This window comes from Radiobacillus kanasensis, assembly GCF_021049245.1.
GTDB classification, from domain to species: Bacteria; Bacillota; Bacilli; order Bacillales; family Amphibacillaceae; genus Radiobacillus; species Radiobacillus kanasensis.
Map to the genome: position 1 here is coordinate 1,269,333 of NZ_CP088020.1, position 26,015 is coordinate 1,295,347.

The 26,015-nt window shown below is 37.6% G+C and carries 25 protein-coding genes; 17 read left to right on the forward strand and 8 right to left on the reverse strand.

Annotation, left to right across the window (positions count from 1 at the left end; translation table 11 throughout):
• Window positions 1–17: 17 nt before the first annotated feature.
• The gene (locus KO561_RS06700; protein ID WP_231096342.1) at window positions 18–1,820 is read right to left on the reverse strand and encodes a sensor histidine kinase; all 1,803 of its coding nucleotides are present in this window, start codon (window positions 1,818–1,820) and stop codon (window positions 18–20) included.
• 375 nt (window positions 1,821–2,195) lie between these two features.
• Between KO561_RS06700 and KO561_RS06705 the strand changes: the two genes are divergently transcribed.
• The 6 genes from KO561_RS06705 to KO561_RS06730 all read left to right on the forward strand — a co-directional run bounded on the left by KO561_RS06705 (window position 2,196) and on the right by KO561_RS06730 (window position 8,346).
• A complete protein-coding gene (locus KO561_RS06705; RefSeq protein ID WP_231096343.1) occupies window positions 2,196–3,398 on the forward strand; it encodes an ABC transporter substrate-binding protein in 1,203 nt (400 codons plus the stop codon).
• Between the two features lie 98 nt (window positions 3,399–3,496).
• Window positions 3,497–4,381, forward strand: coding sequence for a carbohydrate ABC transporter permease (locus tag KO561_RS06710; protein WP_231096344.1), 885 nt, complete (start codon window positions 3,497–3,499; stop codon window positions 4,379–4,381).
• Window positions 4,381–5,265: a carbohydrate ABC transporter permease gene (locus tag KO561_RS06715; RefSeq protein ID WP_231096345.1), complete on the forward strand. Its 885-nt coding sequence runs from the start codon at window positions 4,381–4,383 to the stop codon at window positions 5,263–5,265. Before KO561_RS06710 ends, KO561_RS06715 begins: the two co-directional genes overlap by 1 nt.
• 26 nt (window positions 5,266–5,291) lie before the next feature.
• The gene (locus KO561_RS06720; protein WP_231096346.1) at window positions 5,292–5,912 is read left to right on the forward strand and encodes a YesL family protein; all 621 of its coding nucleotides are present in this window, start codon (window positions 5,292–5,294) and stop codon (window positions 5,910–5,912) included.
• A gap of 81 nt (window positions 5,913–5,993) precedes the next feature.
• Complete coding sequence (locus tag KO561_RS06725) at window positions 5,994–7,430, forward strand: 6-phospho-beta-glucosidase (RefSeq protein ID WP_231096347.1); 1,437 nt, start codon at window positions 5,994–5,996, stop codon at window positions 7,428–7,430.
• A gap of 19 nt (window positions 7,431–7,449) precedes the next feature.
• The gene (locus KO561_RS06730) at window positions 7,450–8,346 is read left to right on the forward strand and encodes an ROK family protein (RefSeq protein ID WP_231096348.1); all 897 of its coding nucleotides are present in this window, start codon (window positions 7,450–7,452) and stop codon (window positions 8,344–8,346) included.
• Window positions 8,347–8,392: 46 nt separating this feature from the next.
• Here KO561_RS06730 and KO561_RS06735 read toward each other — a convergent pair whose 3' ends face one another.
• Window positions 8,393–9,118, reverse strand: a complete 726-nt coding sequence (locus KO561_RS06735) for a DsbA family oxidoreductase (RefSeq protein WP_231096349.1) — start codon at window positions 9,116–9,118, stop codon at window positions 8,393–8,395.
• Between the two features lie 116 nt (window positions 9,119–9,234).
• Window positions 9,235–9,711, reverse strand: a complete 477-nt coding sequence (locus KO561_RS06740) for a divergent PAP2 family protein (protein WP_331000837.1) — start codon at window positions 9,709–9,711, stop codon at window positions 9,235–9,237.
• 126 nt (window positions 9,712–9,837) lie between these two features.
• Here KO561_RS06740 and KO561_RS06745 point away from each other — a divergent pair, with 126 nt between their 5' ends.
• A complete protein-coding gene (locus KO561_RS06745) occupies window positions 9,838–10,188 on the forward strand; it encodes a hypothetical protein (protein ID WP_231096350.1) in 351 nt (116 codons plus the stop codon).
• A gap of 76 nt (window positions 10,189–10,264) precedes the next feature.
• On the forward strand, window positions 10,265–10,420 hold the full coding sequence (gene sspO, locus KO561_RS06750) for a small acid-soluble spore protein SspO (RefSeq protein WP_231096351.1): 156 nt from the start codon (window positions 10,265–10,267) through the stop codon (window positions 10,418–10,420).
• Window positions 10,421–10,539: 119 nt separating this feature from the next.
• Here sspO and KO561_RS06755 read toward each other — a convergent pair whose 3' ends face one another.
• The gene (locus KO561_RS06755) at window positions 10,540–11,709 is read right to left on the reverse strand and encodes an MFS transporter (RefSeq protein WP_231096352.1); all 1,170 of its coding nucleotides are present in this window, start codon (window positions 11,707–11,709) and stop codon (window positions 10,540–10,542) included.
• A gap of 213 nt (window positions 11,710–11,922) precedes the next feature.
• Between KO561_RS06755 and KO561_RS06760 the strand changes: the two genes are divergently transcribed.
• Both KO561_RS06760 and KO561_RS06765 read left to right on the forward strand, forming a co-directional pair.
• Window positions 11,923–12,672, forward strand: coding sequence for a GTP pyrophosphokinase (locus KO561_RS06760; protein WP_231096353.1), 750 nt, complete (start codon window positions 11,923–11,925; stop codon window positions 12,670–12,672).
• 506 nt (window positions 12,673–13,178) lie between these two features.
• Complete coding sequence (locus KO561_RS06765; protein WP_231096354.1) at window positions 13,179–13,538, forward strand: hypothetical protein; 360 nt, start codon at window positions 13,179–13,181, stop codon at window positions 13,536–13,538.
• A gap of 195 nt (window positions 13,539–13,733) precedes the next feature.
• On the opposite strand, the gene KO561_RS06770 is transcribed toward KO561_RS06765, so the two are convergent.
• Window positions 13,734–16,871 (reverse strand): efflux RND transporter permease subunit, encoded by a 3,138-nt coding sequence (locus KO561_RS06770; protein ID WP_231096355.1) that lies wholly within the window; start codon window positions 16,869–16,871, stop codon window positions 13,734–13,736.
• Between the two features lie 242 nt (window positions 16,872–17,113).
• On the opposite strand from KO561_RS06770, the gene KO561_RS06775 reads away from it, so the two are divergent.
• The 3 genes from KO561_RS06775 (at window position 17,114) to KO561_RS06785 (ending at window position 20,933) form a co-directional block, all read left to right on the forward strand.
• The gene (locus KO561_RS06775; protein ID WP_231096356.1) at window positions 17,114–18,001 is read left to right on the forward strand and encodes a TetR/AcrR family transcriptional regulator; all 888 of its coding nucleotides are present in this window, start codon (window positions 17,114–17,116) and stop codon (window positions 17,999–18,001) included.
• A 30-nt stretch (window positions 18,002–18,031) separates the two neighbouring features.
• A complete protein-coding gene (locus KO561_RS06780) occupies window positions 18,032–18,790 on the forward strand; it encodes a TrmB family transcriptional regulator (protein WP_231096357.1) in 759 nt (252 codons plus the stop codon).
• Window positions 18,791–19,148: 358 nt separating this feature from the next.
• On the forward strand, window positions 19,149–20,933 hold the full coding sequence (locus KO561_RS06785) for a methyl-accepting chemotaxis protein (protein ID WP_231096358.1): 1,785 nt from the start codon (window positions 19,149–19,151) through the stop codon (window positions 20,931–20,933).
• Window positions 20,934–21,099: 166 nt separating this feature from the next.
• On the opposite strand, the gene KO561_RS06790 is transcribed toward KO561_RS06785, so the two are convergent.
• A complete protein-coding gene (locus tag KO561_RS06790; RefSeq protein ID WP_231096359.1) occupies window positions 21,100–21,735 on the reverse strand; it encodes a DNA-3-methyladenine glycosylase family protein in 636 nt (211 codons plus the stop codon).
• Between the two features lie 151 nt (window positions 21,736–21,886).
• Here KO561_RS06790 and KO561_RS06795 point away from each other — a divergent pair, with 151 nt between their 5' ends.
• The gene (locus KO561_RS06795; RefSeq protein WP_231097062.1) at window positions 21,887–22,546 is read left to right on the forward strand and encodes a ribonuclease H family protein; all 660 of its coding nucleotides are present in this window, start codon (window positions 21,887–21,889) and stop codon (window positions 22,544–22,546) included.
• An 84-nt stretch (window positions 22,547–22,630) separates the two neighbouring features.
• On the forward strand, window positions 22,631–23,350 hold the full coding sequence (locus KO561_RS06800) for a YkgJ family cysteine cluster protein (RefSeq protein WP_231096360.1): 720 nt from the start codon (window positions 22,631–22,633) through the stop codon (window positions 23,348–23,350).
• Window positions 23,351–23,370: 20 nt separating this feature from the next.
• Here the strand turns inward: KO561_RS06800 and KO561_RS06805 are convergent, their stop codons facing one another.
• The gene (locus KO561_RS06805; protein ID WP_231096361.1) at window positions 23,371–24,096 is read right to left on the reverse strand and encodes a YwaF family protein; all 726 of its coding nucleotides are present in this window, start codon (window positions 24,094–24,096) and stop codon (window positions 23,371–23,373) included.
• Between the two features lie 201 nt (window positions 24,097–24,297).
• Here KO561_RS06805 and KO561_RS06810 point away from each other — a divergent pair, with 201 nt between their 5' ends.
• Complete coding sequence (locus KO561_RS06810; RefSeq protein ID WP_231096362.1) at window positions 24,298–24,816, forward strand: RNA polymerase sigma factor; 519 nt, start codon at window positions 24,298–24,300, stop codon at window positions 24,814–24,816.
• Complete coding sequence (locus KO561_RS06815) at window positions 24,806–25,534, forward strand: hypothetical protein (RefSeq protein ID WP_231096363.1); 729 nt, start codon at window positions 24,806–24,808, stop codon at window positions 25,532–25,534. The genes KO561_RS06810 and KO561_RS06815 overlap by 11 nt, the downstream gene beginning before the upstream one ends.
• Window positions 25,535–25,575: 41 nt before the next feature.
• Here the strand turns inward: KO561_RS06815 and KO561_RS06820 are convergent, their stop codons facing one another.
• On the reverse strand, window positions 25,576–26,007 hold the full coding sequence (locus tag KO561_RS06820) for a hypothetical protein (protein ID WP_231096364.1): 432 nt from the start codon (window positions 26,005–26,007) through the stop codon (window positions 25,576–25,578).
• Between the last annotated feature and the right edge of the window lie 8 nt (window positions 26,008–26,015).

The following is a 26,015-nucleotide window of genomic DNA, read 5'->3' on the forward strand; positions in this document are numbered from 1 at the left end:
CTTCTATAAGCCCATATTTAATGCTCTATAGACAAAGGGATACGAAGCATGACTTTTGTTCCCATTCCCTGTTCACTTTCAATCATCATCGTGGCCTCTTGTCCATACTTCATTCTTAAGCGTTCCATGATATTTAGTAAGGCATAACCTGGCCGATCCTGTAGCTCTTCCATCGCAATCGTTTCGAAATCAGTCTTTTGGAGGAACTTATTGATGTGATTTAGTTTCTGTTTTTCAATGCCATTTCCATTATCTACAACATCAATCAATAAGAAGCTATCCTTTCGAACAATGTGGATATATATCAATCCATTATCTTCAATAGAATCAAGGCCATGAAGTACGGCATTCTCTACAAGTGGTTGTATGAGGAGCTTCGGTATATGTATTTCTTTTAAATCGTCTGCCACCTGGATTTCGAAGGTGAATTTATTGGTGAAACGGTTTTTTTGAATGGTTAGGTAATTTTTGATAAGCAAGAGCTCATGTTGTACTGTTACGAATTCCTTCCCGTCACTTAAACTTAATCGAAAAAATTGAGATAAGGAATAAATCATGTCGGAAATGTCTGCCTCCTTCTTTTGCTGCGCCCTCCAAAAAATGGTGTCAAGGGTGTTATATAAGAAGTGCGGATGAATTTGTGCTTGTAATGTTTTTAATTCCGCTTCTTTTCGACTTAACTGAGAACGGAACACGTCGTCAATCAACTTCTTCATTTGTTGCACCATGTGATCATAGCCTCGTCCTAATTTGCCAACTTCGTCGTTGCCTCGGAAGGATACTTGTTGAGTAAAATCCCCTTTCTGAAGTTGATAAATGGATTTGGTCAGTTTTTTTAATGGTTTTGTTATGACTAAGGAAACATACCAGGAAAACCAAACTCCCATTAAAAAGCATAAAGCCGTTACAATAAAGGTCCATACTTTAATTGTATTTAACTCCTTGAGTAGATCTTCCCTAGGCTGTAGAAGGAGAACATTCCATCCATTTTCAGATTGGGAACTAGCTACTATCCATTCGTTACTCGTAAGCGTTATGCTATCGTCCGATTTTTCTTCAAAATATGGAACGTCAGCTACATCTTTGCCAATCCATTGACCATCCGTAGATGTGATTACTTTATTATTGTTATGGACAATAAAAAGTTGGGCGTTATTACTTAGGCCCTTTGTATATTTTCTTCTTAACGTTTCTTCATTGATTCCTATAACGATCATGCCTAGGTCTTTTAATGTGTAAGAATTTTTGATAACCCTCGTAAGAATGATCTTCGTTCTGCTATCCCCTTCAAATAAGTGTTCATCACCTGTGAGTAGGGTCCAAGAGGGCTTGCCTGCTTGCTCTAGGGCAAGCTTGTAGTGTTGTGTCTTTGTAAAGCTCGAAAAGGGCATCGTACTCGTAACTCCTGTTTGATTAATGGCAAGTGGTGGCACTTCTTCATTGAATCCATACAAAACAAGAGATTGAAAGTCACGTTGATTAACTAATAGACTCGAAGCAATCTCACTGATTTGTTTTCTTCTAGAAATAGAATCGTCCTGTGTAATCGGATTTAAAAATTGTTGGACACTAGAAAGCAAAAATAGATAATTTGTAAAATCAACCGCATCATTTGTGATGTAGTCCAATTGATTACTAATTTGATTCGTGTATTCAAGCTGGGCTCGATTAATCTTTTCCAATACTTGATTTTTCGCCGTGTAGTAGGAATACCAACCCGTTACAGCAACCGTGATTAATAATAATGGGATAAACCAAAGTAGGATTTTAAATCGAACGGGCAAATCTAAATAAGAGGTTACAAGTCTTTTTTTCTTCATAACCGATCCTCAATTCCTTATAATAATACGGTTGTAACAGGCTTCTTGTAAATTCACCTAAAATATATAACGCTTTCATTCTGCTGATGCTAGTATACTATAAATATAGGAAATAACTAGATAGTTCGAAAAACCTATTAAAAATGTAAACGGTTTCTAAAAAATGCTACATTGTTTTCTTTCTTATGAGTCCATAGACTTATAAGTAGCAAGCGAACACAAAAAATAAAAGGTGGGGAAAGAATGAAAAAGTCGCTATTAATACTTTTATTCGCTTTTATCGTCTCTATTAGTTTAGTTGCATGTAGTGAAGACTCTACTTCATAGGGAGATGGTAATAGTGGAGATTCCGGAAAGGGAGGAGAAGAGGTTACATTGAGCTTCTTTACAGCTCTTCCAGATCGTGAAACTGGTATGGGTGGAGTGGAGCAACAAATTATTGATGCTTACATGGAGGAAAACCCAAATGTGACCATTGAAGTGGAAGCGCTTCAAGATGAACCGTACAAGGATAAAATCAAAATTTACTCTTCTACAAATCAATTACCAGATATTATTCAAGCATGGGGTCAATCTTCTTTTATTGCACCATTAATTGACAACGGATTGTTACACGAGTTGGATCAAGCTGATTTTGAAGGCATGGGATTTATTGAAGGATCTTTTGCTGGGTTCTCAAAAGGAGATAAAATTTACGGCGTACCGAAAAACACAGACTTTTTACCGCTTTTCTATAACAAACGTCTTTTTGAAGAAAACGGTTTAAAGCCTCCTACTACAGAAGAGGAGTTAATTGAAGTATCTAAGGAATTCCGTGAATTAGGAATCAATCCTGTTGTTACAAACGGAATGGAAGGTTGGATTCTTCCAATGTGGTTTGACTATGCCTTACAGCGTGAAACAGGTAGCTTTGATTTAATGGATGAGGCACTTGCAGGTCAAGCTACTTATACAGACCCTGCAGTTATTGCAGCCGCTGAAAAAATGAAGAAAATGGTAGATGAAGGTGTATTTGCTGATGGTTGGTTAACAGCAGATTACGGGACTGCAAGAAACTTATTTGGTCAAGAACAAGCTGCTATGTATCTAATGGGTGCTTGGGAAATGGGGCTAGCAACAGATGAAAACTTCCCAGAAAGCTTTAGAGAAAATGTAGGTGTTATTAACTATCCAGTATCTGAAAACGCAGAAGCTGGTGATCTAGTAATTTATCAAGGTGGAGGATACTCTATCGCAGAGAACTCAGAACATAAAGAAGAGGCGGTTAAGTTTTTGAAATACTACTTCCAACCTGAAAACTGGGCTAAGTTAGTTTGGCAGAGCGGAGCTGGAATGCCAGCACAGAACTTCGAAGATTTCTTAACTGGCGATGAGTCACAACTTCAAACAGAAATGATTGAAATCTTTAACAGTGTAACATCTGCCAGTGGTACACCAATTTTGGATGATTCTACACCTGAATTTAAGGAAACGATTATGACGCTTCACCAGGAACTGTTTACTGGAGACATTACTCCAGAAGAATTTGGTGAAGAACTGGATGCGGCAGCAGCAAAAGCACGTGAGGCATCTGAATAAAAGACTGTTCTAAACAGGAAGGTGATGGTGCGAATGTACCATCATCTTCCACATTAAAAAGAATTTTTTTATCTCTATAAATGAAATGAGTGATAGGCATGAATCAGCTGATGTCTGATAAAAAAACTATTTTTCTCCTTGTTGCACCAGGTTTTCTTATTCTTACTTCCATGATCATCTTTCCAATCGGCATGAGTATTTATTATGGATTTACAGACTGGGGCGGCATTGGAGAATACAATTTTATAGGCTTTGAAAACTTTAAAAATATCATTCTGAATGACGAAATATTTAGAACCTCTTTAATGAACGCATTACTATTAACGGTCGCAACCATTCTTATTCAACACCCAATTGCCATATTTCTATCCATTTTAATCACACATTGTGGGAGATGGGAAAAGGTTCTGCGTACCGTTTTATTTATTCCGGCCATTATATCTATCGTGGTTACTGCGAAATTGTGGGCAAGTATTTATAATCCGCAATATGGGCTGCTCAATAATGTGCTTGAAGCCCTTGGATTATCTTCTTTAACGCAAGATTGGTTAGGAAATCCAGATCTCGCAATATGGTCGATAATAGTAGTTACGATGTGGCAAGGGTTTGGTTATGCATTTTTACTTTATTATGCAGGTTTAAAAGGAGTTCCAGATGAACTTTATGAAGCGGCCAAGATCGATGGTGCCAACCCGTTTCAGTTATATACGAAAGTTGTGATTCCGTTGTTAGCACCTATGATGCGGGTAGCTATTATTATTGCGGTTATTTCGTGTTTAAAGCAAATGGAAGTTGTCTATCTCATGACAGATGGTGGACCGGGAAATAGTACACAGCTACTGGGTAACTATTTATACCAAACAGCCTTCTCCTCTGCTCAATATGGTTATGGAAATGCCATTTCAGTCATCTTTGTCATTGTTGTCCTTATCATCACGGTCTTGTTAAACAAATTTCTTAAAAGAGATGTTGGTGAATACTAATGGAAAATCAATTGAATACAACACCAAACATAAACCTTTCTAGAAAGAGCAAAAAGAAGTCTTTACGTGTGGGAAAAGTCATCCTTTATGTTTTTATGGCAACTGTAGGCCTTTTACAGCTTTTCCCTCTTTTATGGTTATTTGATTATTCTTTATTAAAGAGTGGGGAATTTTTTGGTGAAGCCATTTTCCAAATTCCATCTCCACCGGAATGGAGTAACTATGTAAGTGCCTTTAATCAAGGGAATGTGCTTCCATACTTCTTTAATAGTGTATTGGTTACATTCGTTTCCGTTGCACTAACCGCTATTGTTTCTATTTTACTTGCCTATGCATTCACGAGGATGAAGTGGAGATTTAGTGGCCTGTTTATGAACATCATTTTGTTAGGAATGATGATTCCTATTCACGCTACGTTACTCCCGAACTTCATTATTTTTAATGAAGTAGGCTTGTTAAATAGCTATTGGGCATTGATTTTACCTTATACGGCTTTTAATATTCCTATCAGCATGTTTATCGTGACAGGATTTATGGAAACTATTCCACGATCCATTGAGGAAGCGGCCGTCATTGATGGGGCAGGTATTTGGAGAATTCTTTTCCAAGTGATTTTCCCGATTACGAAGCCAGCTATCGCGACAATCAGTGTCGTAAACTTTATCAACTGTTGGAATGAATTTATCATGGCCTACACGTTTATTACAATGGATACATTTAAAACATTACCATTTTCCATTATTCAGTTTGTCGGACAATATTCATCGGATTACGGGGCGCAATTTGCGGTTATGTCGCTTATTGCCATTCCATCTATTATTATGTACTTAATCTTTACAGATGAAATAAATAAAGGTTTAATGGCTGGTTCCATTAAAGGATAATCGAAAAGAAGGAGATTGAGGTGCCGATGGGAAGCTTGTCAGGCTGGTTATATAGAATGTGTGAATGGATTACACGGCTTGTTTACGTAAATTTGTTATGGATTGGATTTAGTTTGATTGGACTTCTCCTTTTTGGAATTGGCCCTGCTACATCCTCTATGTTTACGGTTATCCGCAAGTGGGTGAGAGGACAGGAGGATATAAACGTTTTCTCAACCTTTCGGAAGACATATAAAAAAGATTTTTGGAAAGCAAATTTACTTTCTTTCCTGCTTATAGTTGGCGGATGTTTACTCTATATAGATTTCTTATTCATTGGTCAGCTTGAAGGTGCGGTTATGAGTCTATTATCTGGATTGTTATTGCTATTAACTATGCTATATATCGTGATAGTCTTATACGTTTTTCCTGTGTTTGTTCATTTTGAACTAAAACCTTGGCAGTCTATAAAATACGCTATTCACCTCGGCGTATCATCACCATTGTCTATGCTAATTATAGTAGCAAGTTTGTTGTTGATGTATTATGTAACGGTTTATATCCCTGCTATTATCCCATTTTTTTCAGGAAGTATCGTGAGCTTCATCATCATGTACAGGGCTGATATTTCCTTGAGAAAATTAGAAACGAAATACATTCCAACATGAATTATACGGAGCTGTTAGGGCGATTTAGCTACTAACAGCTCTTTATAGATATAAAGATAATTATCTTAAGGGAGGAAGACGATGTTATCAAACAACTTTTTATGGGGTGGTGCTGTAGCGGCTCACCAATTAGAAGGCGGATGGAATAAAGGAGGGAAAGGCCCCAGTATTGTAGATGTAATGACAGCTGGTGGAAAGGGGATTCCACGACATATTACTGATGGTGTGTTTGAAGGGGAATATTACCCGAACCATGAGGCGATAGACTTTTATGGGAATTACAAACAAGATATCGCTTTATTTGCCGAAATGGGGTTTAAATGTTTTCGTACAAGTATCGCCTGGACTAGAATTTTTCCAAACGGAGATGAACTAGACCCTAACGAAGAAGGTCTCCAATTTTACGATAATCTCTTCGATGAACTGCTGAAGCATGGGATTGAACCAGTTATCACACTAAGTCACTTCGAAATGCCTTACCACATGGCAAAAGAATATGGCGGTTTCACTAATAGAAAGGTCGTAGATTTTTTTGTTCGGTATGCAACGACGGTTATGGAACGATACAAAGGTAAGGTGAAATATTGGATGACCTTCAACGAAATTAATAATCAGACAAACACTTCGTCGGATATTTATGGTTGGACGTGTTCAGGTGTAAAATACTCCGACTATGAAAATAAGGAAGAAACGATGTACCAGGTTGCACACCATCAATTAGTAGCTAGTGCTCTCGTCGTCAAAGAAGGAAAAGAAATAAATCCAAATTTTCAAATCGGCTGTATGGTTGCTTTTGTTCCTTTTTACCCATTTTCGTGTAATCCCGAGGATATAATGGTTGCAACAGAATCCATGCATGAAAGGTTTTTCTTCCCCGATGTGCATGTAAGAGGCTATTATCCAAACTACATATTAAAAGAGTGGGAGCGAAAAGGATACAATATTCGAATGGAACCGCAAGACAGTCAGATTCTAAAAGAAGGCACGGTTGATTACATAGGATTAAGCTACTATATGTCGAATGCAGTTAAAGTGGATGCTCAAACGGATACGAGTAAGTCAACAGATGGTGCTTCCCAGCATTCCGTTCCCAATCCATATGTCAAGGCGAGTGACTGGGGCTGGCAAATTGACCCTGTTGGACTAAGATATACGCTAGTTACTTTATATGAGCGCTACGAACTTCCGTTATTTGTTGTGGAAAATGGATTTGGTGCTGTAGATGTCGTTGAAGAAGATGGCGCGATCCAGGATGACTATCGTATTGAATACTTAGCTTCCCATATTAAAGAACTGAAAAAAGCAGTTGAGCTTGATGGAGTGGACATAATGGGTTATACGGCTTGGGGATGTATTGACCTCGTTTCGTTTACGACAGGAGAAATGAAAAAACGTTATGGGTTTATTTACGTCGATCGGAACAATGATGGAACCGGGACGCTAGAAAGAAGGAAGAAGAAGTCCTTTGACTGGTACCAAAAGGTGATTGCTACAAATGGAGAAGAGCTGAGCTTGTGAAATGGCAGGAGGGAATGAAGTGAGAAAAAAATATATAGCATTTGATATAGGCGGAACAAGGGTCAAGCACTCTCTATTATTCGAGGACGGTACGTTCATTGAAAAAAATCAATACAATACATCGACTACTGATTTGCAACAATTATTAGCCGATATGGTACGAACGATTGAGCAATACAAATCCTCACATAGAGTTTGTGGAATTGGAATTAGTATGCCTGGTTTTATCAACATTGAAACGGGTCACGCAGAGACAGCTGGTAGTGTAACGGCTCTAGAAGATAAAAACTTAAAAACATTATTGGAGCAAAAAGTGAATCTTCCCGTAGAGGTGGAGAACGATGGCAACTGTGTAGCGTTAGCTGAAATGTTGAATGGAAATGCAAGGGATAGTCAGAATTTTATTTGCATTACCATAGGGACGGGGATTGGTGGAGGTATCGTTTTAAATGGTAGCATCCTTCATGGGCATTCGTTTAGAGGTGGAGAATTTGGCTTTATGGTTACCCAAAAAGGAGCTAATGGAAGAGAAATTTGGCATCATAATGGATCTACTAGTAGCTTAGTAGAGGAATATAAAAAGCTAAAAGGCATAAATCCGGATTCAACTATAGCAGGAGAGGTAATTTTTGAGGAAGCGGCTAAAGATAATCGAGTGAACAGTTTAATTGATGAATGGTTGTCGTATGTCGGTTGTGGAATATATAATTTAGCGGTCACTTTGAATCCAGAAAAGATATTAATTGGTGGTGGGGTCAGTGCTCAAGAGGACCTGTTAAATCTGATGCGGACGCAGTTCGAGAAGCTAGAATTCTGGGAGAATTTTCGATTGCCAATCCTGAGATGTAAGCATAAGAATGATGCAGGTATGCTTGGTGCATTAATGCATTTTTTGAGTAGAACGGAGAATAAATAAGAAAAGAAAGAGGTGTCTCCACATGGAAGACACTTCTTTAGTAAGACTATTCCTTTCGATCCGGAACGGCACAGCTATCATCCGTACATACTGCTCCATTTTCGCTCGATAGATCTTCAAACATTGGTTTTGGGTTTTCTTCGTCCCAAACTTTTTGAAGAGCTCCAGCAAATGTTTCTAGTGGTTGTGCGCCAGAGATGGCATATTTATTATTTATTACGAAGAACGGTACGCCAGTTACCCCAATTTGTCGTGCCATACTCTCGTCTGCTTTTACGTCTTGAGAGTAAGCAGATTTATCATTTAATACTTCTAATGCTTTTTCTTTCTCAATGCCAACCGTCGCTGCGATGTCAGCTAATGTATCGATGTCTCCAACATTCTTAGACTCTGTGAAATAAGCATGTAAAAGCTTTTCTGTTAGCTCTGCTTCTTTTCCTACGGTTTTTGCAAATTTAGTTAGACGATGGGCATCAAAAGTATTCGTTGGCTTCATGTCGTCATAATTATACGTTAGTCCAACTTCCGCTGCTTGTTGGATCAATCCTTTGTTCATTTCCTCCATTTGTTCGATAGTAGAACCATATTTTGCTGCTAACGCTTCATAGATATGCTTTTCAGTATAGGCAGGGGTATTTGGGTCCAGCTGAAAGCTTTTAAATTCAACTTCTACTTGATCTTTATGTGGAAATTGCTCAAGTGCATTTTCCAATCTTCTTTTTCCTATATAACAAAACGGACAAACAAAATCCGACCATACTTCCACTTTCATTTAAAAACACCTCAATTCCAAGATATTTGTTATTGTAGCAGATGTAAGGGAGGATGATATATCAATTTGCTCACACAATAAGGTGTCATCCCAATTGGGTTTGACACCTCCTTTAATTAACTATGTTTTTTGGATTTTTTATCCGTTAGATAACTTAATGCCCCAATCGCAACTCCTAAAATAGCACCACCTGCGACTTCAATAGGAAGGTGCCCGAGCATTTCTTTTAATTCTTTTTCCCGTTTTCTGTGATAAAAACCAGGGTGTTCATGTGCGAGTTTTTCCATCTGCTCATTTATATCATTAACAGCAATCGCAATTTCTCCAGCCTGCCACCGTATTCCCATTGCATCATACATAACAATGATACTGAAGATACTGCTAATTCCAAAATCAATGGATGGAATTCCTTTTTTTAATGCTACATATGTTGTAAGAGAGGTCACAGCAGACGAGTGTGAACTAGGCATATCTCCTGATCCGTACAGTTTCTTCCAATCCCATATACCTGTCTCCACATAATGTAACGGTACCTTTAAAAATTGGGCAGCCCCAATCCCTACTAAAGCGGTTGTAATTGCACGATTTATCATATGAGTCACCTCAAGTTTAAGATGAGATAGAATGAGACCTTTTATTCAACTTTTAAGGTTGTTTTGTTATTTAAACATAATTTAAGAAGGAGGGTAAATATAATAGTAGCGGAGGTGTGTGTGCTGATGAATATGAAAAAGAAAGCAGTGTTTTTTCTTTTAATGTTGATCATTGTCTTTGGTGTGATTCCATTCTCTATCAGCCTCGCCTACGGAAACATTCCGTTATTTGACAATAATGACTTAGAATCATACGATGTTTTGGTAACGAATGATGAAGTAAAGAATGATACGGAGATTTCTTTCTTAAGTGATAGTACTTATACGTGGGGAGAGATCAAAAAATATGTGATACGAAATGAAATGTCTTATCTGAATGTATTGCGGATTGTTGCGGTGATAGTTGGAATTTCGTTTCTAGCTGTTGTGGCCGATCGGCTTCTTTTTCGGAATTCAAGGGGATCCTTTAAAAGGTAGGGAAAGACTTAGCAATGTTCCTGGATGTTACATACTAATTTCAATCCATCACAAACTATAGGTGGAGGTGATGGGTATGGCAGACCGTAAAAAAGACCGATTAACAAGTGGACCAAGTGATGAGCAAGCGGTGCGTAATAAACTATCCAGACAATTTGATCACGAAGCAGCGAACGAACCGTTAACAGCAATGGAAAAAGCACATAATAAAAAAACCAAAAAAAGACAGTAAAATATTGGTCAGGCACCACCTGGTTTTTAGCCATGGTGCCAGGCATCACCCGGTTTTTGCCAAAAAAAGTCGAATAAAAAGGATGCTAAATCCCAAAAGGGAGAGCATCCTTTTTTCCTTTAATAACTGTCCGATACTTGTGTAGAAGAGTCCATACCCCGATACATAGAAATTCCCATAGCACCTAAGGCAACTAATACAAACAATCCGCCGAATGTGGCATTTTGTTCGATGGAAGCATGCTCAATGACAAGACCACCAATAAAGGAACCGAAAGCTATTCCAAAGTGTAGCGCTGAATTATTTAGACTTTGTTGAATATCAGCAGTTTCCGGAGCAGCCTCGATAAGATAACTTTGCGTAGCTGGTGTAATCGCCCAGCTTAACCCTCCCCAAATCATCATCACAATCAAAAAGAGTGGAAGAGAAAAAGTCGTATAAGGGATGGAGAAGATAGCGAGTGCAAAGACTACGATAACCCCAATGATCGTTGGTTTTGTACCAAACTTATCCGCTAACGTTCCTCCAATTCCACCGCCTGCTACTGCAGAGATTCCAAAGATAAGGTACACAATACTAACCCAAGTACCATTTAATCCTAACATTTCTTTTAAAAATGGTGTTAAGAAAGCATATAACGTTAGGTGCCCAGCTAAAAATAAGAACGTTGTAAGCTGAGCAAACAAAATTCTTCTATTTTTCAATGTTGCCAGTTGTTTACGAATACTTACAGCAGGCTTTGGTTCAACCTTTTCCATTAGGAAGTACACTCCTGCAATGGAGCAAAGGGTTAAGAGCGTAATGAGTATAAAAGGAGCTCGCCATCCAAAGGCGTTTCCTAGCATTAGTCCAACCGGCATCCCTAGTACAAGGGAACCACTGACTCCCATAAAGACAATTCCAATTGCTCGTGCACGGTATTTTTTCTCCACAATGTTGGATGCAATGGTTACACATAGCACAACTAACAAAGATCCACTTGCTGCCGAAATAATTCTAGCTAGCATTAGAACACCGAACGAAGGACTAAAGACAGCTACCAAATTTCCAATTAAGAAAACGAACAAGAAGATGAGGGTAACCTTCTTACGCTCATACTTAGAGGTTGCCGTTAATAATATTGGTGCAGATATCGCAAAAACTAAGGAAAACATAGAAATCAATAATCCAGCTTTTCCGATACTAATATGCAAATCTGTTGCTACTAAATCTAAAATTCCACCTATAATCAATTCGACCATCCCCACGACAAAGGAAACAATCGTTAGTAAATATACACGTTTATCCATATCATGACGCCCTTTCTAATAAGTTACTACTACAATAGTAACTTTTAACGAAAGAAAAAGCAATAGGATTTGAGCGTTTGACAAATTTCGACAAGTGACAGGCACCAAAATTTCCACAGAATTGAAAAGAAATAGGAAAAGAAAGTATGCTAACATGGAGGTATAGATTTTAACAATGATTCCACGATGTCGAGAAAAGGAGACAACTTATTAATGAATCAAGCTGGACAGAACTATCTAACACAATTTAAAGAAGCAATCAATGAGCTAACAAGATTTACGATGGTTTACAAATTCGCGATGGATGAATTAAATACAAAAATAAATATATTAAAAGAAGAATTTCAATATGTTCATGACTATAATCCAATTGAGCATTGTAACTCGAGATTAAAATCACCAGAAAGCATCCTACAAAAGGTGATCAGGAAAAACATCGATTTTTCGCTTCCATCCATAAAAGAGAATATTAAAGACATTGCAGGCATTCGAATTTCTTGTTCCTTTATCAACGATATCTACCGCATTAGTGAGATGATTGAGAAACAAAAAGATGTCGAAGTGGTGGAGCGAAAAGACTATATTAAAAACCCTAAACCAAATGGTTATCAAAGCCTTCATTTAATATTGAAAATACCTGTCTTCATGTCAGATCGAGAGGAAGACGTATATGTTGAGCTGCAAATTCGAACCATTGCGATGGACTTTTGGGCAAGCCTAGAGCATAAAATCTTCTATAAATATAATAAGGAGATTCCAGAAAGATTAACAAAGGACTTAAAGGAAGCAGCACTCTCAGCCGCCGAGTTGGATAGAAAAATGGAGAGTATTCATAGAGAAGTAAATCACCTGAAAAAGGTGAATGAGGATAGTGATTTAGGGGATTTATTATCCCTTGATATACCCAAAAATATGATGCAATCTATTTTGAAGGATTTAAGTGGCTCGATTAAATTGCCTTAAGTTTTCTGGATAACAAAGTTCATAGAGAAAAAAGCGTATACCACTACGGGTTCCTTTTTGATGAACATACAAAACAGTATATCATTAGCAAACCAAATCACATGTGATTTGGTTTTTTTCTTCCATAATAATAATTAATTATTGGATATGAACATTTGAATAAGCATACAAAACCGCAGCCGAAATAGCACAATGACCACGTTAATTGTTCTCGCTTTTATTAAAAGAATTATGAATGCCACAGTCTGGAAGGTGCGAGTGTCACTCTTATTATGTGGAGGTTAGTGAGTTTTCGTGTAGAAATGCACTTAAATAAACGGGTGCATGAGTGAAACAAAAAATCATCGATTTCAAGCTCCTTTTGTACCAAAGATCACGTTTGTTATAAGGAGAAAATGTAAAACCTAATCTGGGAATTTGATAAGGAATACATTTTTCTAATATGTTGGAAATAGCTTATAGGTGGTATAATTAGTATAGAATATCTTGGAGCGGAGGAAAGTACTGTGGAAGGTAATTTAAAACAAATTTTGAGTGAACTGAAAGGCATCAAAACAGATATTGGTGAGCTGAAGGGTATCAAGGCAGATATTGGTGAGCTGAAGGGCATCAAAACAGATATTGGTGAACTGAAAGGCATCAAGACAGATATCGGTGAACTGAAAGGCATCAAGACAGATATTGAAGAATTGAAAATGGGACAAGCAAGATTAGAAGCGGGGCAACAGAAATTACAGAAAAACTTAATCGAAAGTCTTGGGACTTATACAGAGAAAATTACGGAACACGTTGATGACAAAACAGAAGTTTTAAATAAAAGAGTTTACAAAGTCGAATCCAAAACAGAGCGATTAAGCAGACAGTAGTGAAGGTATCTTCAAGACTGTCTTTTCTTTTGGAATACCTTGTGAATGACTTCACTTAAATTAATGGAGGGGTGCGGGCTTTTTGTACCTAAAAAAGGGGAACTAGATAATTAAAAACAGAACGCTTGAAATCAAGCGTTCTGTTTGGATTTTGTACATTTTCTCCAAGATATCTAGGGGATACACCTTTTTTAATTAAGCTTCTTTTTTCTTACGGAACTTAGCGAACACTTCGTAAACAATTGGTACGATAACAAGTGTTAACAAGGTAGAACTAATTAAACCACCAATTACCGTTACACCTAAGCCCTTCGAAATAAGACCGCCACCTTCAGCACCAATTGCTAAAGGAATCAGTGCTCCGACTGTAGCAATTGCTGTCATCAGAATAGGCCGTAAACGAGTTGCCCCAGCTTCTAACAGTGCTTCACGAGTGGATAAGCCTTCTTTTTCTTTATGGATAACCCGGTCAATGAGTACAATGGCGTTGGTTACCACAATACCAATTAACATGAGGGCCCCAATCATCGCAGAAACGCTAAGCGGCTCATTGGCAATCCATAGTGCAACTAATCCACCGATAACCGTAAACGGTAGGGAGAATAGGATAGCGAATGGAGCCAACGCACCACCGAAGGTTACGACTAACACAAAGTAGACAATCGCAATGGCTGCAAGCATCGCTAATCCTAATTGAGTGAAGGATTCGTTAATTTGTTCGGTGACGCCACCAAATTCAACCCTTACATCTTCTAAATCTAAATCCTGCACTTTTTCATCGACCTCTGCAGATACCGCAGCAACGTCACTGGAAAGGACATCTGCAGAAAGAGAAGCATACATATCCCCATTTCTTCGAGAAATCGTGTCTGGAGATTTTCCTTCTTCTACATCCATTACATCTTCAATCTTCACAGATGTGCCAAGCGGAGTCTGGATTTCTGTATCTTTGATTTCATCTATGCTCTCATACGTTTTTTCTTCAACCTCAACATATACATTGATGTCCTCGCCATCATGTTGAACAGTAGTTAAAACAGGAGCATCTCCCGTACTTCTTAAGTTCATGCCAATCTGTGCGGCCGTTAATCCGTACTGACTTAATTTTTCTTGATTAGCAACGAGTGTATATTGATCATAGGCTTCTGAAAGGCTAGACTCTGCGTTCTCTAGGTCATCTCTTTCTTCTAGAACAGGTAGGATTTGATCAACTGCCGTTTGAATTTCTTCTATCGTGTCGCCATAGACGATTAATTCTAGGCTGCTACCACCTGTGCTGGCAATGTCTATCGTTCCCCATTCCCCTTTATCGGTTACTTCGTTTAAATGGTCAATTACAGTCGTGCTTTCTTCACTAAAGTTTTCATAGTCATCTGCATACTCCACAAAGAATAGGGCGGAATTGTCACTACCCATGCCCATCATGGACATCGATCCACCATTTCCAATGGAGTATTGATAGGTCGTCACACCATCACGATCGCCAAAATATTCTTCAGCGGTTGTCGCAATTTCCTGTACATCCTCTTTTGTTTGTCCAGGCTCAGGACTGTACGTTGCGATGACCATTTTTTGTTCATCAGATGGTAGGAAGCTTACGCCAATAACAGGAACTAAGAAAAGGCTGGCTACAAGTACAACGACAGCACCACCAAAAGTAATCCACTTATGGCTTAGTGCCCAATCTAGGATTTTCTTATAGAAATTTGCCAGCTTACTTGGTTTTTCTTCATGAGTTGCAGTTGCTTCTACCGATTTTTGAGCAAGTCTCTTTTTAAATAAAGAATGGGCAAGCATTGGTACAATCGTAACCGCTACTAGTAATGAAGCTAGTAAAGCGAACACAACAGCCAAAGCAAATGGTAAGAACATTTCTCCAACCTGGCCACTTACTAAACCTAATGGAAGGAATACGGCGATTGTTACGATGGTCGAAGAGCTGATTGGAATAAACATTTCTCTTGTAGCTTCTCGAATCAATTCTTTACCTGTAAGTTTTTCATCGGACAATGCCATTCTTCGATAAATATTTTCAATAACTACAATGGAGTCATCGATTACCCGCCCAATCGCTACGGTTAGAGCTCCTAACGTCATAATGTTCAACGTGATATCCATCTGATGTAAAATCAGGACTGCCATCAACAAGGATAGTGGTATAGAAATCACCGAAATTAGCGTCGTTTTAATACTTCTCAAAAAGAGAAGGATGATGATGACCGCGAATAGGGCACCAAAGAGTGCTTTGTTAAGCATTGTGCTAACGGATTCCTCAATAGGTTCACCTTGGTCTAAAGTAGAGGTTACGGTTAATCCGAGATTCTCTTCAAAATCAGCGATTTCATCTTTTACGCCATTCACGACTTCCACCGTATTGGCATCTGAAGCTTTTACAATTTGAATTCCAATGGATTCTTCTCCGTTTGTTCGTGAGATAGATTCTGATTCACTAATCACTTCAATTTCTGCTAAATCTTCTAAGGCCACTGTTGGTAGTTCCATAGAAGTAGGTGCTTGCTGATTAGCTTGAGGTGCTGTTTGGGCACCTTGTGCAGCGGTACCAGCTTGACCTTGTGGTGCTGATTGTGATGGAGTGATTGGAATTTGGATGTTTTTAAAGTCTTCTACTGTTGCAACATTTCCATCAATAACTAGGTTTTTAACTTCTCCATCAAAATTTGTTAATCCTAGCGGGAAGGAAACCTTGGAACCTTGAATTATTTGTTTAACCGTATCTTCGGTTAGACCATATTGCGTTAGAGCATCTTGGTTAAACTTCATACTTACTTCTTGCACCTGTTGACCAGATATTTGGACATCCGCAACTCCATCCACGCCTTCTAGAACAGGTAGAACATTACCTTCGACTTCTGTCGTTAATTCTTCTAGGGATAGGTCGGGGTTACTAACGCTTAATGCCATTACAGGAAACGCATTTAAGCTTAATCGAGATACTTCCGGATCGCTTACACCTTCTGGTAAGGATAAATCCTCCAGTACATCTTTTACTTCATCCTCTGCGTTGTCCATGTTTGTATCGAAATCAAACTGGATTTGTACAGAAGAAGCATTTGCCATGGAAGAGGAGCTGACGAGCTCAACACCACTTAAATTTTGTACCCGTTGCTCAATGGGTTCCGTTACTTCTTCCGCAACTTCACCTGGTGCAGCTCCTGGATAAGTAGTAATAATAGATACATTAGGCAGGGTAATGTTTGGCATGGTTTCTTGTTTCATATTTAAACCAGCATAAAGACCTGCTGCTGTTACCATAATGGTAAGTAACCATATGGCAAACTTATTGTTTAGCGAGAAATCAATGATCTTCTTCAAATAGGACACTCCTTAACATTTTGACTGACTAGTCATTACTTTGTATAATATAACGGATTAGTCAGTTCGATGCAATTAATAAATTGTTAACTTTTTGTGTACATTCTAGTGTTAACTATATTTTTTGGAATTTTAGAGTTTTTACTTTTCTTTCCTGTACAAATAAGATAGGCTTAAAGGTGAAGAATAAGGGTCAAGTTAATACTGACTAATCAGTCACTAATGAAAAAGGTAGTGGAAATATGAACGAAAAAAAAGAAAAAATCATTAATACCGCCATTGACTTATTTGCGGAAAAAGGATTTTTCACGACTTCTATTCAAGAAATTGCAGAAAAAAGTGAAGTATCCAAGGGTGCTTTTTATTTACATTTTCATTCCAAAGATGAGTTGCTCCTTGAGATTTTTAAATATTACTATGAGCTGATTAATAGTAAGGTAGTGGAAGCGGTAGACGATACACTAAGCCCAAAAGAGAACTTAGTACGACAGCTCGAGGTACAATACAGAGAAATACTAAAACATAAGAGTTTTATTATGACTCAGCTAAGGGAACAAGCGATTACTTTAAACAAGGATTTATATGATTTTTTGCGATACATGGAGTTGGAAGTTCATAAATGGTATGAAGAAGTCTTGATTGCCATTTATGGAGAAAAGCTGGATCCATACCTAGCAGATGTCGTGTTCCTTTTTGAAGGAATGAAAAGCAGCTTTTTTCAAGTTCTCATTAAAGGAAACCTTGAATTAGATGTCCATCGTACGGCAAGATATATGGTCGAACGTCTGGACGACCTTGTAGTGCAGATGCTGAGGAAAAATGTCCAACCTTTGATCACAAAGGAACAGATGAAAAAATCCTTTGAAAGCATTGCTTCTCCTAATGAGCAGATTATGGAGGAAGTTAAACATGAGATAATGATCATGGAAAAGGTTATATCAGACTTGGACGTAAGTAAGGGTAGAAGAGAAGAGTTACAAGGGGTCATTGACTTTTTACATTCAGAAGTGAAACGAGAGACACCGAAGAAATTTGTGATTCAAGGGATGCTTGCTAACTTAAAAGGAATACCAGAGTTAGATAAACATCGAAAATGGATATCTCAAAAGCTTGATGTGCGATTACTATAAGAAATTATGTAAATTCTAAGGAGTAAAACGATGCTACAACAATTTGGATTTACCCAGTATGAAAGTCAGGTGTATGAGGCGCTTGTGACCATGGATCAGCCTTTAGATGCAACCAACATTGTAAAACGATCTGGGGTACCACGGGCCAAAGTATATGAGGTGTTACAACGATTAGGGGAGAAAGGCGTTATCATGGAGTCTACGACGGATAAAAAGCGGCTCTACTCAGCGGTGTCCCTTGATTCTGTTATTGAAAAATTGAAGACTGATTTTCAGCAAAATATTAAACAGCTAAGAGAATTGCAAGTAAAACAAACACCCATCGATGATCGCGTATGGTCTTTAAAAGGAGATCATTCTATCCAGTCTGCTTTAAAGGAAATGGTTCAACAAGCCAGAAAAAGTGTTTTTATTTCCGGATGGGCTGATGATTTACATTCGTATTTGCCATTCTTGGAGGAGAAATATAAAGAGGGTGTAGTTATTCACATTCACGTAATTGGAGAGTTAGATACGATGATTCCATCGGTTTCTACCTTAATACCAGATGTGCACCACGGCACACTAGAGCGCAGCCGAATTGTGATTGTAGATGAAGAAGAGATGCTCTTTGCTGGTGTTGAGGATACAGATTGGCAATCGATTCGAACAAAATCCCGTTCGCTCGTTAAGTTCTTCACAGAGTTCTTTTATCATGATGTCGCTTTAACGGAAATAACGGAAAAGTATCGGGATATTGTTATGAAGGATGAAAGTATTCGGGATGTGTTGATGAAGTTAAGGTACTAATGTAAACAAATGAATATAGGAAAACGGAGGCTGGTTCAAAAGGATAGCCTTGGTTAAGCTGATCTCAAAAGTAACCCCGTATCACTATTAAAAGTGGTACGGGGTTACTTATTTTCTACGACTTTTACTACTGAATTGGGGCATGAATATCTTGGAAAGAACTTTTGGGACAGTTTCATCATTAACAAATATTTAACAAATTTCGACAAAATAACTTAAGTTAATGAAAATTTTGTCGAAATTTATATTATGGGGTGGTAAAATAGACTCATAGGTTTTGTTTTCTGATTTTTTAAAAAAGGGGGTTATTCAGTAAAGCAAAATCAATTAAAAAAAGTCAGCAAAGGGGATGCTTATAATGAGTAAATTAAGATTAATTAGATTTAAACTACCTATTTTTATGATGGTCTTATTAATTATTCCTTTATTTTTAGTCGGTTATATGTCATATCAAAAAACAGAAATTATTGAAAAAGCAGTTATTCAAAAAAGTGACATTGAAAATATGTCAAATCAAGCAACTGATATTTTTAGTGATTATGAGAATACTTTAACTGAAATTGCGGGATCTCAAGAAATGCAGTATAGTTCCAATTCTTATGATAAAACCCAGAACGAGTACCCCAACTTACCAGAAGGGAACGACCCAGACAAAACCGCTTTTTATGAATCCTATCTTAAACAATTATCTAAGGGTCATGATTACTTAGTGAATTTATATATGGGGACAAGCGATGGCGCGCTTTACTTAGATAATATTCCACCAGAAGATGTAGATTTAACATCATACGACCCTCGAACAACAGATTGGTACACAAAAGCGATGGAATCAAATGGTGATGTCGTCTGGACGGATCCTTATATTGATACAGCTACTTCAAAATCAATTATTACGTTAGCCAAGACTGTAGTGGATGGTAGTGGGAATGTTATTGGTGTAGTGGGGATGGATTTTGAAATGTCTAAACTTGCGACATTACTACGCCACGACATTTTAAAAACAACCTTGATTACAGCTGCTATTGCTATCGTGATAGGTTTAGCTATTGTATGGTTCTTTGTTAGAAACCTAGTTCAAAACGTACAAGTAATAAGAAACGGAATGAAAAAAATAGAGGAAGGCGACTTAACCGGGGAGCCCGTTTTTACTAAAAGTAAGGATGAACTAAGTGAATTAGCATACTCTGTTAACTCTATGAAAGATAATTTATACAGCATCGTGAAAGAAGTTTCTAATGCAACAAACAGTGTTACAGGACAAAGTGAGGAACTTACTAAATCTGCTAATGAGGTAAAAGAAGGAAGTCAACAAATCGCATCTACCATGCAAGAATTAACTTCAGGTACCGAAACACAAGCAGATAGTACTACTAATTTAGCAGAACTCATGGAACAGTTCAGTGGCAAAGTGCAAGAGGCATACGCGAATGGCGAGGAAGTTTCTAATTCTTCAACTGCTGTACTTGCCATGACAGATAAAGGTAGTGAACTGATGAGAAAATCAGTTACTCAAATGAATAATATCGATTCAATCGTTCGCGAAGCGTTAGAAAAAGTAAGAGGTTTAGATGAACAGTCCAAAGAAATTTCCACCTTAGTTTCTGTTATCAAGGATATTGCGGATCAAACCAATCTACTGGCGTTAAATGCAGCGATTGAAGCGGCCAGAGCAGGTGAAAATGGAAAAGGATTTGCCGTTGTTGCAGATGAAGTTCGGAAACTTGCCGAACAAGTAAGTCATTCTGTACAAGATATTACTGGTATTGTAGGGAAAATACAAAGTGAATCGAATGGTGTTGCCACTTCTTTGGAAGATGGATATAAAGAAGTAGACGAAGGTTCTAAGCAAATCAGGGTGACGGGAGAAACGTTTGAAAATATCAATCAATCTGTTACAGACATGGTAAGAAAAATTCAGAACATCTCTGAAAATCTAAAAGGAATATCTGCTAACAGTGTTGAAATGACAACTTCCATCGATGAGATTGCATCTATATCCGAAGAATCTGCGGCAGGGGTAGAGCAAGTAGCTGCCTCCGCTCAACAATCCAACAGCTCCATGGAGAATGTATCGAATAGTGCGGATGAGTTAAAGCAATTGGCAGATGAATTAAATAAGCAAGTGATCCGTTTTAAGCTTTGAGATTACAAGTAAGCACTAATGTATGAATCATATTTTGCTTGAGTTTGCGATGTTCCTTTAGCTCTATATTGAAGCTGAATAGAAGATGAAATGGTAACGACGTGTTAAATCATAATCTACAATAATCATAAGGACTCCGGCTTTTTTGTAAAAAGCCAGAGTCCTTTTATAGATTAGGAGGATTTTTTGTTAGTCCTCTATTAATAGCCTCCCATAGATACAAAGAAGCAACAGAATTATATGGAGCCCATTTTTCTTTAAATTCATCCAACTCCAATGGCTCCTCTTTTTCAATCTGATACAGCCAACGAATGGCATTTTGAATACTAACGTCTCCGTAGGAAAGGACATCCAATCTCGCTAGTGAAAAAATGAGAAACATTTCTGCTGTCCATTTTCCAATGCCTTTCACACTGGTCAATTGCTTTAGGACCTCTGCATCCTCATGCGAGTGGATTGCGGAAAGATCTACTTCTTTTGTAAGATGCTTATCCGTTAAATCGCGGATATATTTAATTTTGGGTTTAGAAACTCCAGCACCTCGGATGACTTCATCTTCTATATCACCAATCAGCTCTGGATTAAAATCAGACCAGATTTGTTCCACGAGTCCAATAATCGTAGCTGCTGCTTTTAACGATAATTGCTGGCCAATAATTTGTTGGACAATCGAACGATAATAATCTTGACTAAGCTTCATATGAATGGTTCCAATCTTACGGATGAGCTTCTCTAGAATCGGGTCACGGTTTATCAAGTGCTGAACCTTATCATCTTCCATTGTAAAATAAAACTTCCCCATATTTTTCTCCTATCATGTGCTTATTTACTTCCTATTTTAACCTAAAATACACCGATACACTTTCCTTTCGCTTTTCTATTCGTGTAATAATTGGTTTAAGTGTGAGTGGATTGGTTCATAAATGAGGATAGATAATGAAAAGGGTGATGGAATGGAAGTCCGAATTGAATTAACTTATAAAACACCAAAGGGTGCAGAGACATTTTTTACTTCGGAGGAAATGAAGGTCGCAAAAGCTTTATTAATTGCAGAGGATATAGAAAAAACGGGTAGAGTGAAGCAACTTGCATTCATCGATCATGTTGAGAATACCTGGACCATGAAAGAAATGAAGAAGTTCTTAAAAGGAATCGAAACAGAGCCTCATGATATTACGATTTATTTTGATGGGGGCTTTGATAAGTATTCGAACAAGTCTGGTTTAGGTTGTGTGATTTATTATGAACAGAACGGAAAATCATGGCGTCTAAGAAAGAATGCCTTGGTGGAGGAGTTAGAAACAAACAATGAAGCGGAGTATGCGGCTTTGTATCTAGCTATCCAAGAGCTTGAATTGCTAGGTGCACACCATATACCCGTTTCAATTATTGGGGATTCTCAAGTTGTGATCAATCAACTTAGTGAGGATTGGCCGGTTTATGAGGAAGATTTGCTAAAGTGGATTGAACGAGTAGAGAAGAAACTAGAGGAGCTTGGCTTAACGGCTTCCTATAAACAAGTACCTAGGACGAAGAATAAGGAAGCGGATCAATTAGCCTCACAAGCCTTAAATGGAATTGAGATAACAGGAACGATGGAAATTCAACACTAGGAGATTTATGGATGGTTTTTCTATTTACAAGCTTAGCTCCTATAGGTCACAATAGAGAAAGTGAATCTAGTGAGGAGCTTTTTCATGCGAACTTATTTAACCTTTAAGGATATTCAAGATAGATGTACGCAACTAAATGATATCTATGAGATTGAGGAAGAGAAGTTTTATCGTATTGTAGAAAAATGGGCGGACAGAGAAGTGCCGACAGAAGAAAAGTTAGTCGCTAGTTTTTCAGAATTGCTACAGGTTGTAAGTGATGAAATTAATCATATGGAAAAAGTGGTGGAGATGGAGCCTACTTGTCGTTTAGGCTGCGCTTTTTGTTGCTACTTTCCAATTATTATTAATGGCATGGAAGCAAAACTGATGAAAAAAGCAATGGAGAACTTTCCGGAGTCTAGAAGAGAAAAGATAGAGGAGCATATACAGAATTACTTCGCTCAATACGGGGAAGAAATCGAAGAAATGACCTCGCTTAATTTCGAAGAAGACAAGGATTTTAAGTTAAAGTATCGGCAAAAGAATTTACCTTGTATGATGCTAAACACAGAGACGAACCAATGTATGGCCTATGAGATTCGTCCGATTCCTTGTCGTACGTACGTGAATTATACAGATCCGAAGGTGTGTGAGGACAACCTCATGCCGAAGGAACCGGTTAGCTTTGAATTTTTATATAGCGAATACATGGGTGCGCTCAATGAATTTCTTCAGTTTTTATATGAAGAAGGAGACACGGGATTTATTCAGTATCCAGATGATATGTATAAAGAAGATTACTTGCCAAATTGGTTTAAATAGACGAGAGCTTAGTAAATATGCTAGGCTCTCGTTTTTTTCTGAAATATTGTATAAACTCCATATAACAGAAGAAACACAACTAGTGCCAAAAGACATAAATTGAAATAATAGACTAAACCAGAACCGAGCAAGTCTAGTGGTGTTGAAGCGGTTGGCTTGTTTGATAAATATAAATAATTGGATTCAAGGGCTGGATTTACATAGACCCCGATTACAAAGGCATACACAAGAAGATATACATAGGAAGAGAGAACAGAGCGTAACGTGATTCGAACTGTGCTTGTCAAAACTAAAAATAATCCAGACCAAGAGATGACGATATGGTGGATGAAAAACTTCCAAAAACGATAGTGATCGTATCCGTAAGGTAATTCGGGTGTTATTAATGCGAGAAATGCCGGGACAATCCCGATGAAGAAGGTAATCGCAATGAGTTTTGAATTCTTAGTATAAAGTGCGAACATAGCAGTGATCGAAGCTATCCCACATAGATGAAGAGGCATATGATCTCGAAAATTCCACACGTCATTTACGGCTGCCCATACTTGATAGGTCAACTCGGATGTGATTAAAAGGGCAAATAGACCCCAACGAAGTGTTTGATAAAGCTTTAGTTGAAGATTAATTTCCCTATAATAGATTATCATGAATAGAACCCCAACTACATAGATGGCTAGCATGATTAAATGACTTGGGCTGAATGGAGTAAATGTTTGATGGATAGATGGTCCAAACCAGGTTGACAAAGGATCACCTCCTTGAAAGGGAGTTATGTCGTTATTCTATCATTATGAATGACTTAGTGTTCTTAGGTCAAAGTACCCTAATTTCAAGGCAGATTATGTTGGAGGCTAGGTTTAAGAAATATATTTTAATATACTTGTAACTTTTCCATAATATGATCGTCTTTTAGATGATCCTGTTATTGAAAGGATGAAATAGAATTCATGAAGCAAAAAAATGAATTGATATTAAGTTGGTACGATCAATATAGTGTATATTTATTTAAATATGTATTGAAAATGGTAAAAGATGTACAAACGGCAGAAGATATAACACAAGATACTTTTATCAAAGCTTTTAATAAAATGGGAATGTATGAGGAAATACGGCATCCAAAGACTTGGCTTTTTAGGATAGCGCACAATCTAACGGTCGATTATATTCGGAAACAAGCACCCATCTTATTAATAAAAGATTTCTTTTTTCAGGAAAAGGATATGGGACCGTCAACTGAGTCTCAGGTTGTAATAAAGGAATCTTCGAAGGAGCTTTATGAAGCAATTCTCAAATTAAAACCATCTTATCGTGAAGTAATCATACTAAGGAAAATTGAAGGGTTCTCTGTACAAGACACAGCTCAAATTCTGAAGTGGTCAGAAAGTAAAGTGAAGACTACACTATTACGAGCCCTTCGTACCTTGGAGAAACAACTATCAGAGGAGGAATACTTAAATGAAATCTAATAAGGATTCTTTACTTGACAGTGCCCTTGAAAGTATAGATAAGGATGTTTTATGGAATAAAAGTAGTCAAGTAGAAATAAGAGCTAGAATTTCAAGCCAAGTTGAAGAAAAAAAACTTCAAGAGAAGAAGTACTTAAAGAGGTTGAAAGTGCTTATTCCCAGTGTATCAATTATTATCCTAAGTATTTTAGCATTTTTATATATTGAAAATTCAACTGACACTGCAATTCCAAAAAATGAAAAGGTAGTTACTTCAACAGAGGACAAAAATACAGTATCTAATATCTTTTTGGAAGATAACGTTAATAATAAAATAGAAGAAATTGAGAGTACTGGCTTTGACCTAAGACTACCCGAATACTCACCTGAAAGTGAAACAGTATTAAGTAACCTCCACAGTCGAGTCAACAGTGAATTAATTCAAGTGACAGGTTCATATACTTATTCTGGCCAGGACCTTTTTAACTTCGTCCAAGAATCTATAGGAGATACTAATTCAGAACGTCATAAAACTTTCCTTCACCAACTACAGGAAGAAGGTAAGCAAGTAAATATTCAAGGACATGAAGCATATTTTATAGATCGGTTAACGGGAACTAAAACTAAAAAAATGCTTTATATACTAGTGGAAGGATATGTATTTACATTACATTCATATAAGTTGGATCAGAACCAATTAATGGAAATTGGTGAATCTATAAACCTTGACAATCAATGATAAAAAAGGAAGCAGGAACTAATCCCGCCTCCTTTTAACTTTTAACGGGCGCTTATTCGGTTGCTTGCAGAGTTAGTTTGTGTTGTGGAAGTATCAGTAGTTGTGTCCTGGTTTGTTGCTGTATTTACGTTCGTATTAGTCGTTTGACTAGAAGTAGTGTTTTCAGAAGACGTTTTCTTTGGTGCAGCAAGCTCGTTTGGGGCATCGACTGCATTTGCCGTTTTATTAAGGAATTTTAACGGTTTAACTTGACTATAAACCCCACTTGCTGTTAAACCAATGACAAAAGCTGTTAACACTTTATCTAAAAGGAATTGCGGTAAAAAGACTAATACCAGAGCTACCCCAATTGCTAGTAACGCCCGATAACGAGTTGGAAGTTTAAAGATATTTCCAACGACGGTTACCAACGCTGCAACGATGGCAGAAATTGTTGCAAGATTGGCAGGACCTAATTGATTAATATCAATCATGTAGGATC

Excerpts from the sequence above, each read along its gene's own strand:
- KO561_RS06715 (WP_231096345.1), top strand. The coding sequence starts at position 4,381 with ATGGAAAATCAATTGAATACAACACCAAACATAAACCTTTCTAGAAAG.
- sspO (WP_231096351.1), top strand. The coding sequence starts at position 10,265 with ATGGCAGACCGTAAAAAAGACCGATTAACAAGTGGACCAAGTGATGAG.
- KO561_RS06740 (WP_331000837.1), bottom strand. The coding sequence starts at position 9,711 with ATGATAAATCGTGCAATTACAACCGCTTTAGTAGGGATTGGGGCTGCC.
- KO561_RS06795 (WP_231097062.1), top strand. The coding sequence starts at position 21,887 with ATGGAAGTCCGAATTGAATTAACTTATAAAACACCAAAGGGTGCAGAG.
- KO561_RS06785 (WP_231096358.1), top strand. The coding sequence starts at position 19,149 with ATGAGTAAATTAAGATTAATTAGATTTAAACTACCTATTTTTATGATG.
- KO561_RS06775 (WP_231096356.1), top strand. The coding sequence starts at position 17,114 with ATGAACGAAAAAAAAGAAAAAATCATTAATACCGCCATTGACTTATTT.
- KO561_RS06755 (WP_231096352.1), bottom strand. The coding sequence starts at position 11,709 with ATGGATAAACGTGTATATTTACTAACGATTGTTTCCTTTGTCGTGGGG.
- KO561_RS06745 (WP_231096350.1), top strand. The coding sequence starts at position 9,838 with ATGAATATGAAAAAGAAAGCAGTGTTTTTTCTTTTAATGTTGATCATT.
- KO561_RS06810 (WP_231096362.1), top strand. The coding sequence starts at position 24,298 with ATGAAGCAAAAAAATGAATTGATATTAAGTTGGTACGATCAATATAGT.
- KO561_RS06720 (WP_231096346.1), top strand. The coding sequence starts at position 5,292 with ATGGGAAGCTTGTCAGGCTGGTTATATAGAATGTGTGAATGGATTACA.
- KO561_RS06815 (WP_231096363.1), top strand. The coding sequence starts at position 24,806 with ATGAAATCTAATAAGGATTCTTTACTTGACAGTGCCCTTGAAAGTATA.
- KO561_RS06760 (WP_231096353.1), top strand. The coding sequence starts at position 11,923 with ATGAATCAAGCTGGACAGAACTATCTAACACAATTTAAAGAAGCAATC.
- KO561_RS06735 (WP_231096349.1), bottom strand. The coding sequence starts at position 9,118 with ATGAAAGTGGAAGTATGGTCGGATTTTGTTTGTCCGTTTTGTTATATA.
- KO561_RS06725 (WP_231096347.1), top strand. The coding sequence starts at position 5,994 with ATGTTATCAAACAACTTTTTATGGGGTGGTGCTGTAGCGGCTCACCAA.
- KO561_RS06710 (WP_231096344.1), top strand. The coding sequence starts at position 3,497 with ATGAATCAGCTGATGTCTGATAAAAAAACTATTTTTCTCCTTGTTGCA.
- KO561_RS06700 (WP_231096342.1), bottom strand. The coding sequence starts at position 1,820 with ATGAAGAAAAAAAGACTTGTAACCTCTTATTTAGATTTGCCCGTTCGA.
- KO561_RS06790 (WP_231096359.1), bottom strand. The coding sequence starts at position 21,735 with ATGGGGAAGTTTTATTTTACAATGGAAGATGATAAGGTTCAGCACTTG.
- KO561_RS06820 (WP_231096364.1), bottom strand. The coding sequence starts at position 26,007 with ATGATTGATATTAATCAATTAGGTCCTGCCAATCTTGCAACAATTTCT.
- KO561_RS06800 (WP_231096360.1), top strand. The coding sequence starts at position 22,631 with ATGCGAACTTATTTAACCTTTAAGGATATTCAAGATAGATGTACGCAA.
- KO561_RS06780 (WP_231096357.1), top strand. The coding sequence starts at position 18,032 with ATGCTACAACAATTTGGATTTACCCAGTATGAAAGTCAGGTGTATGAG.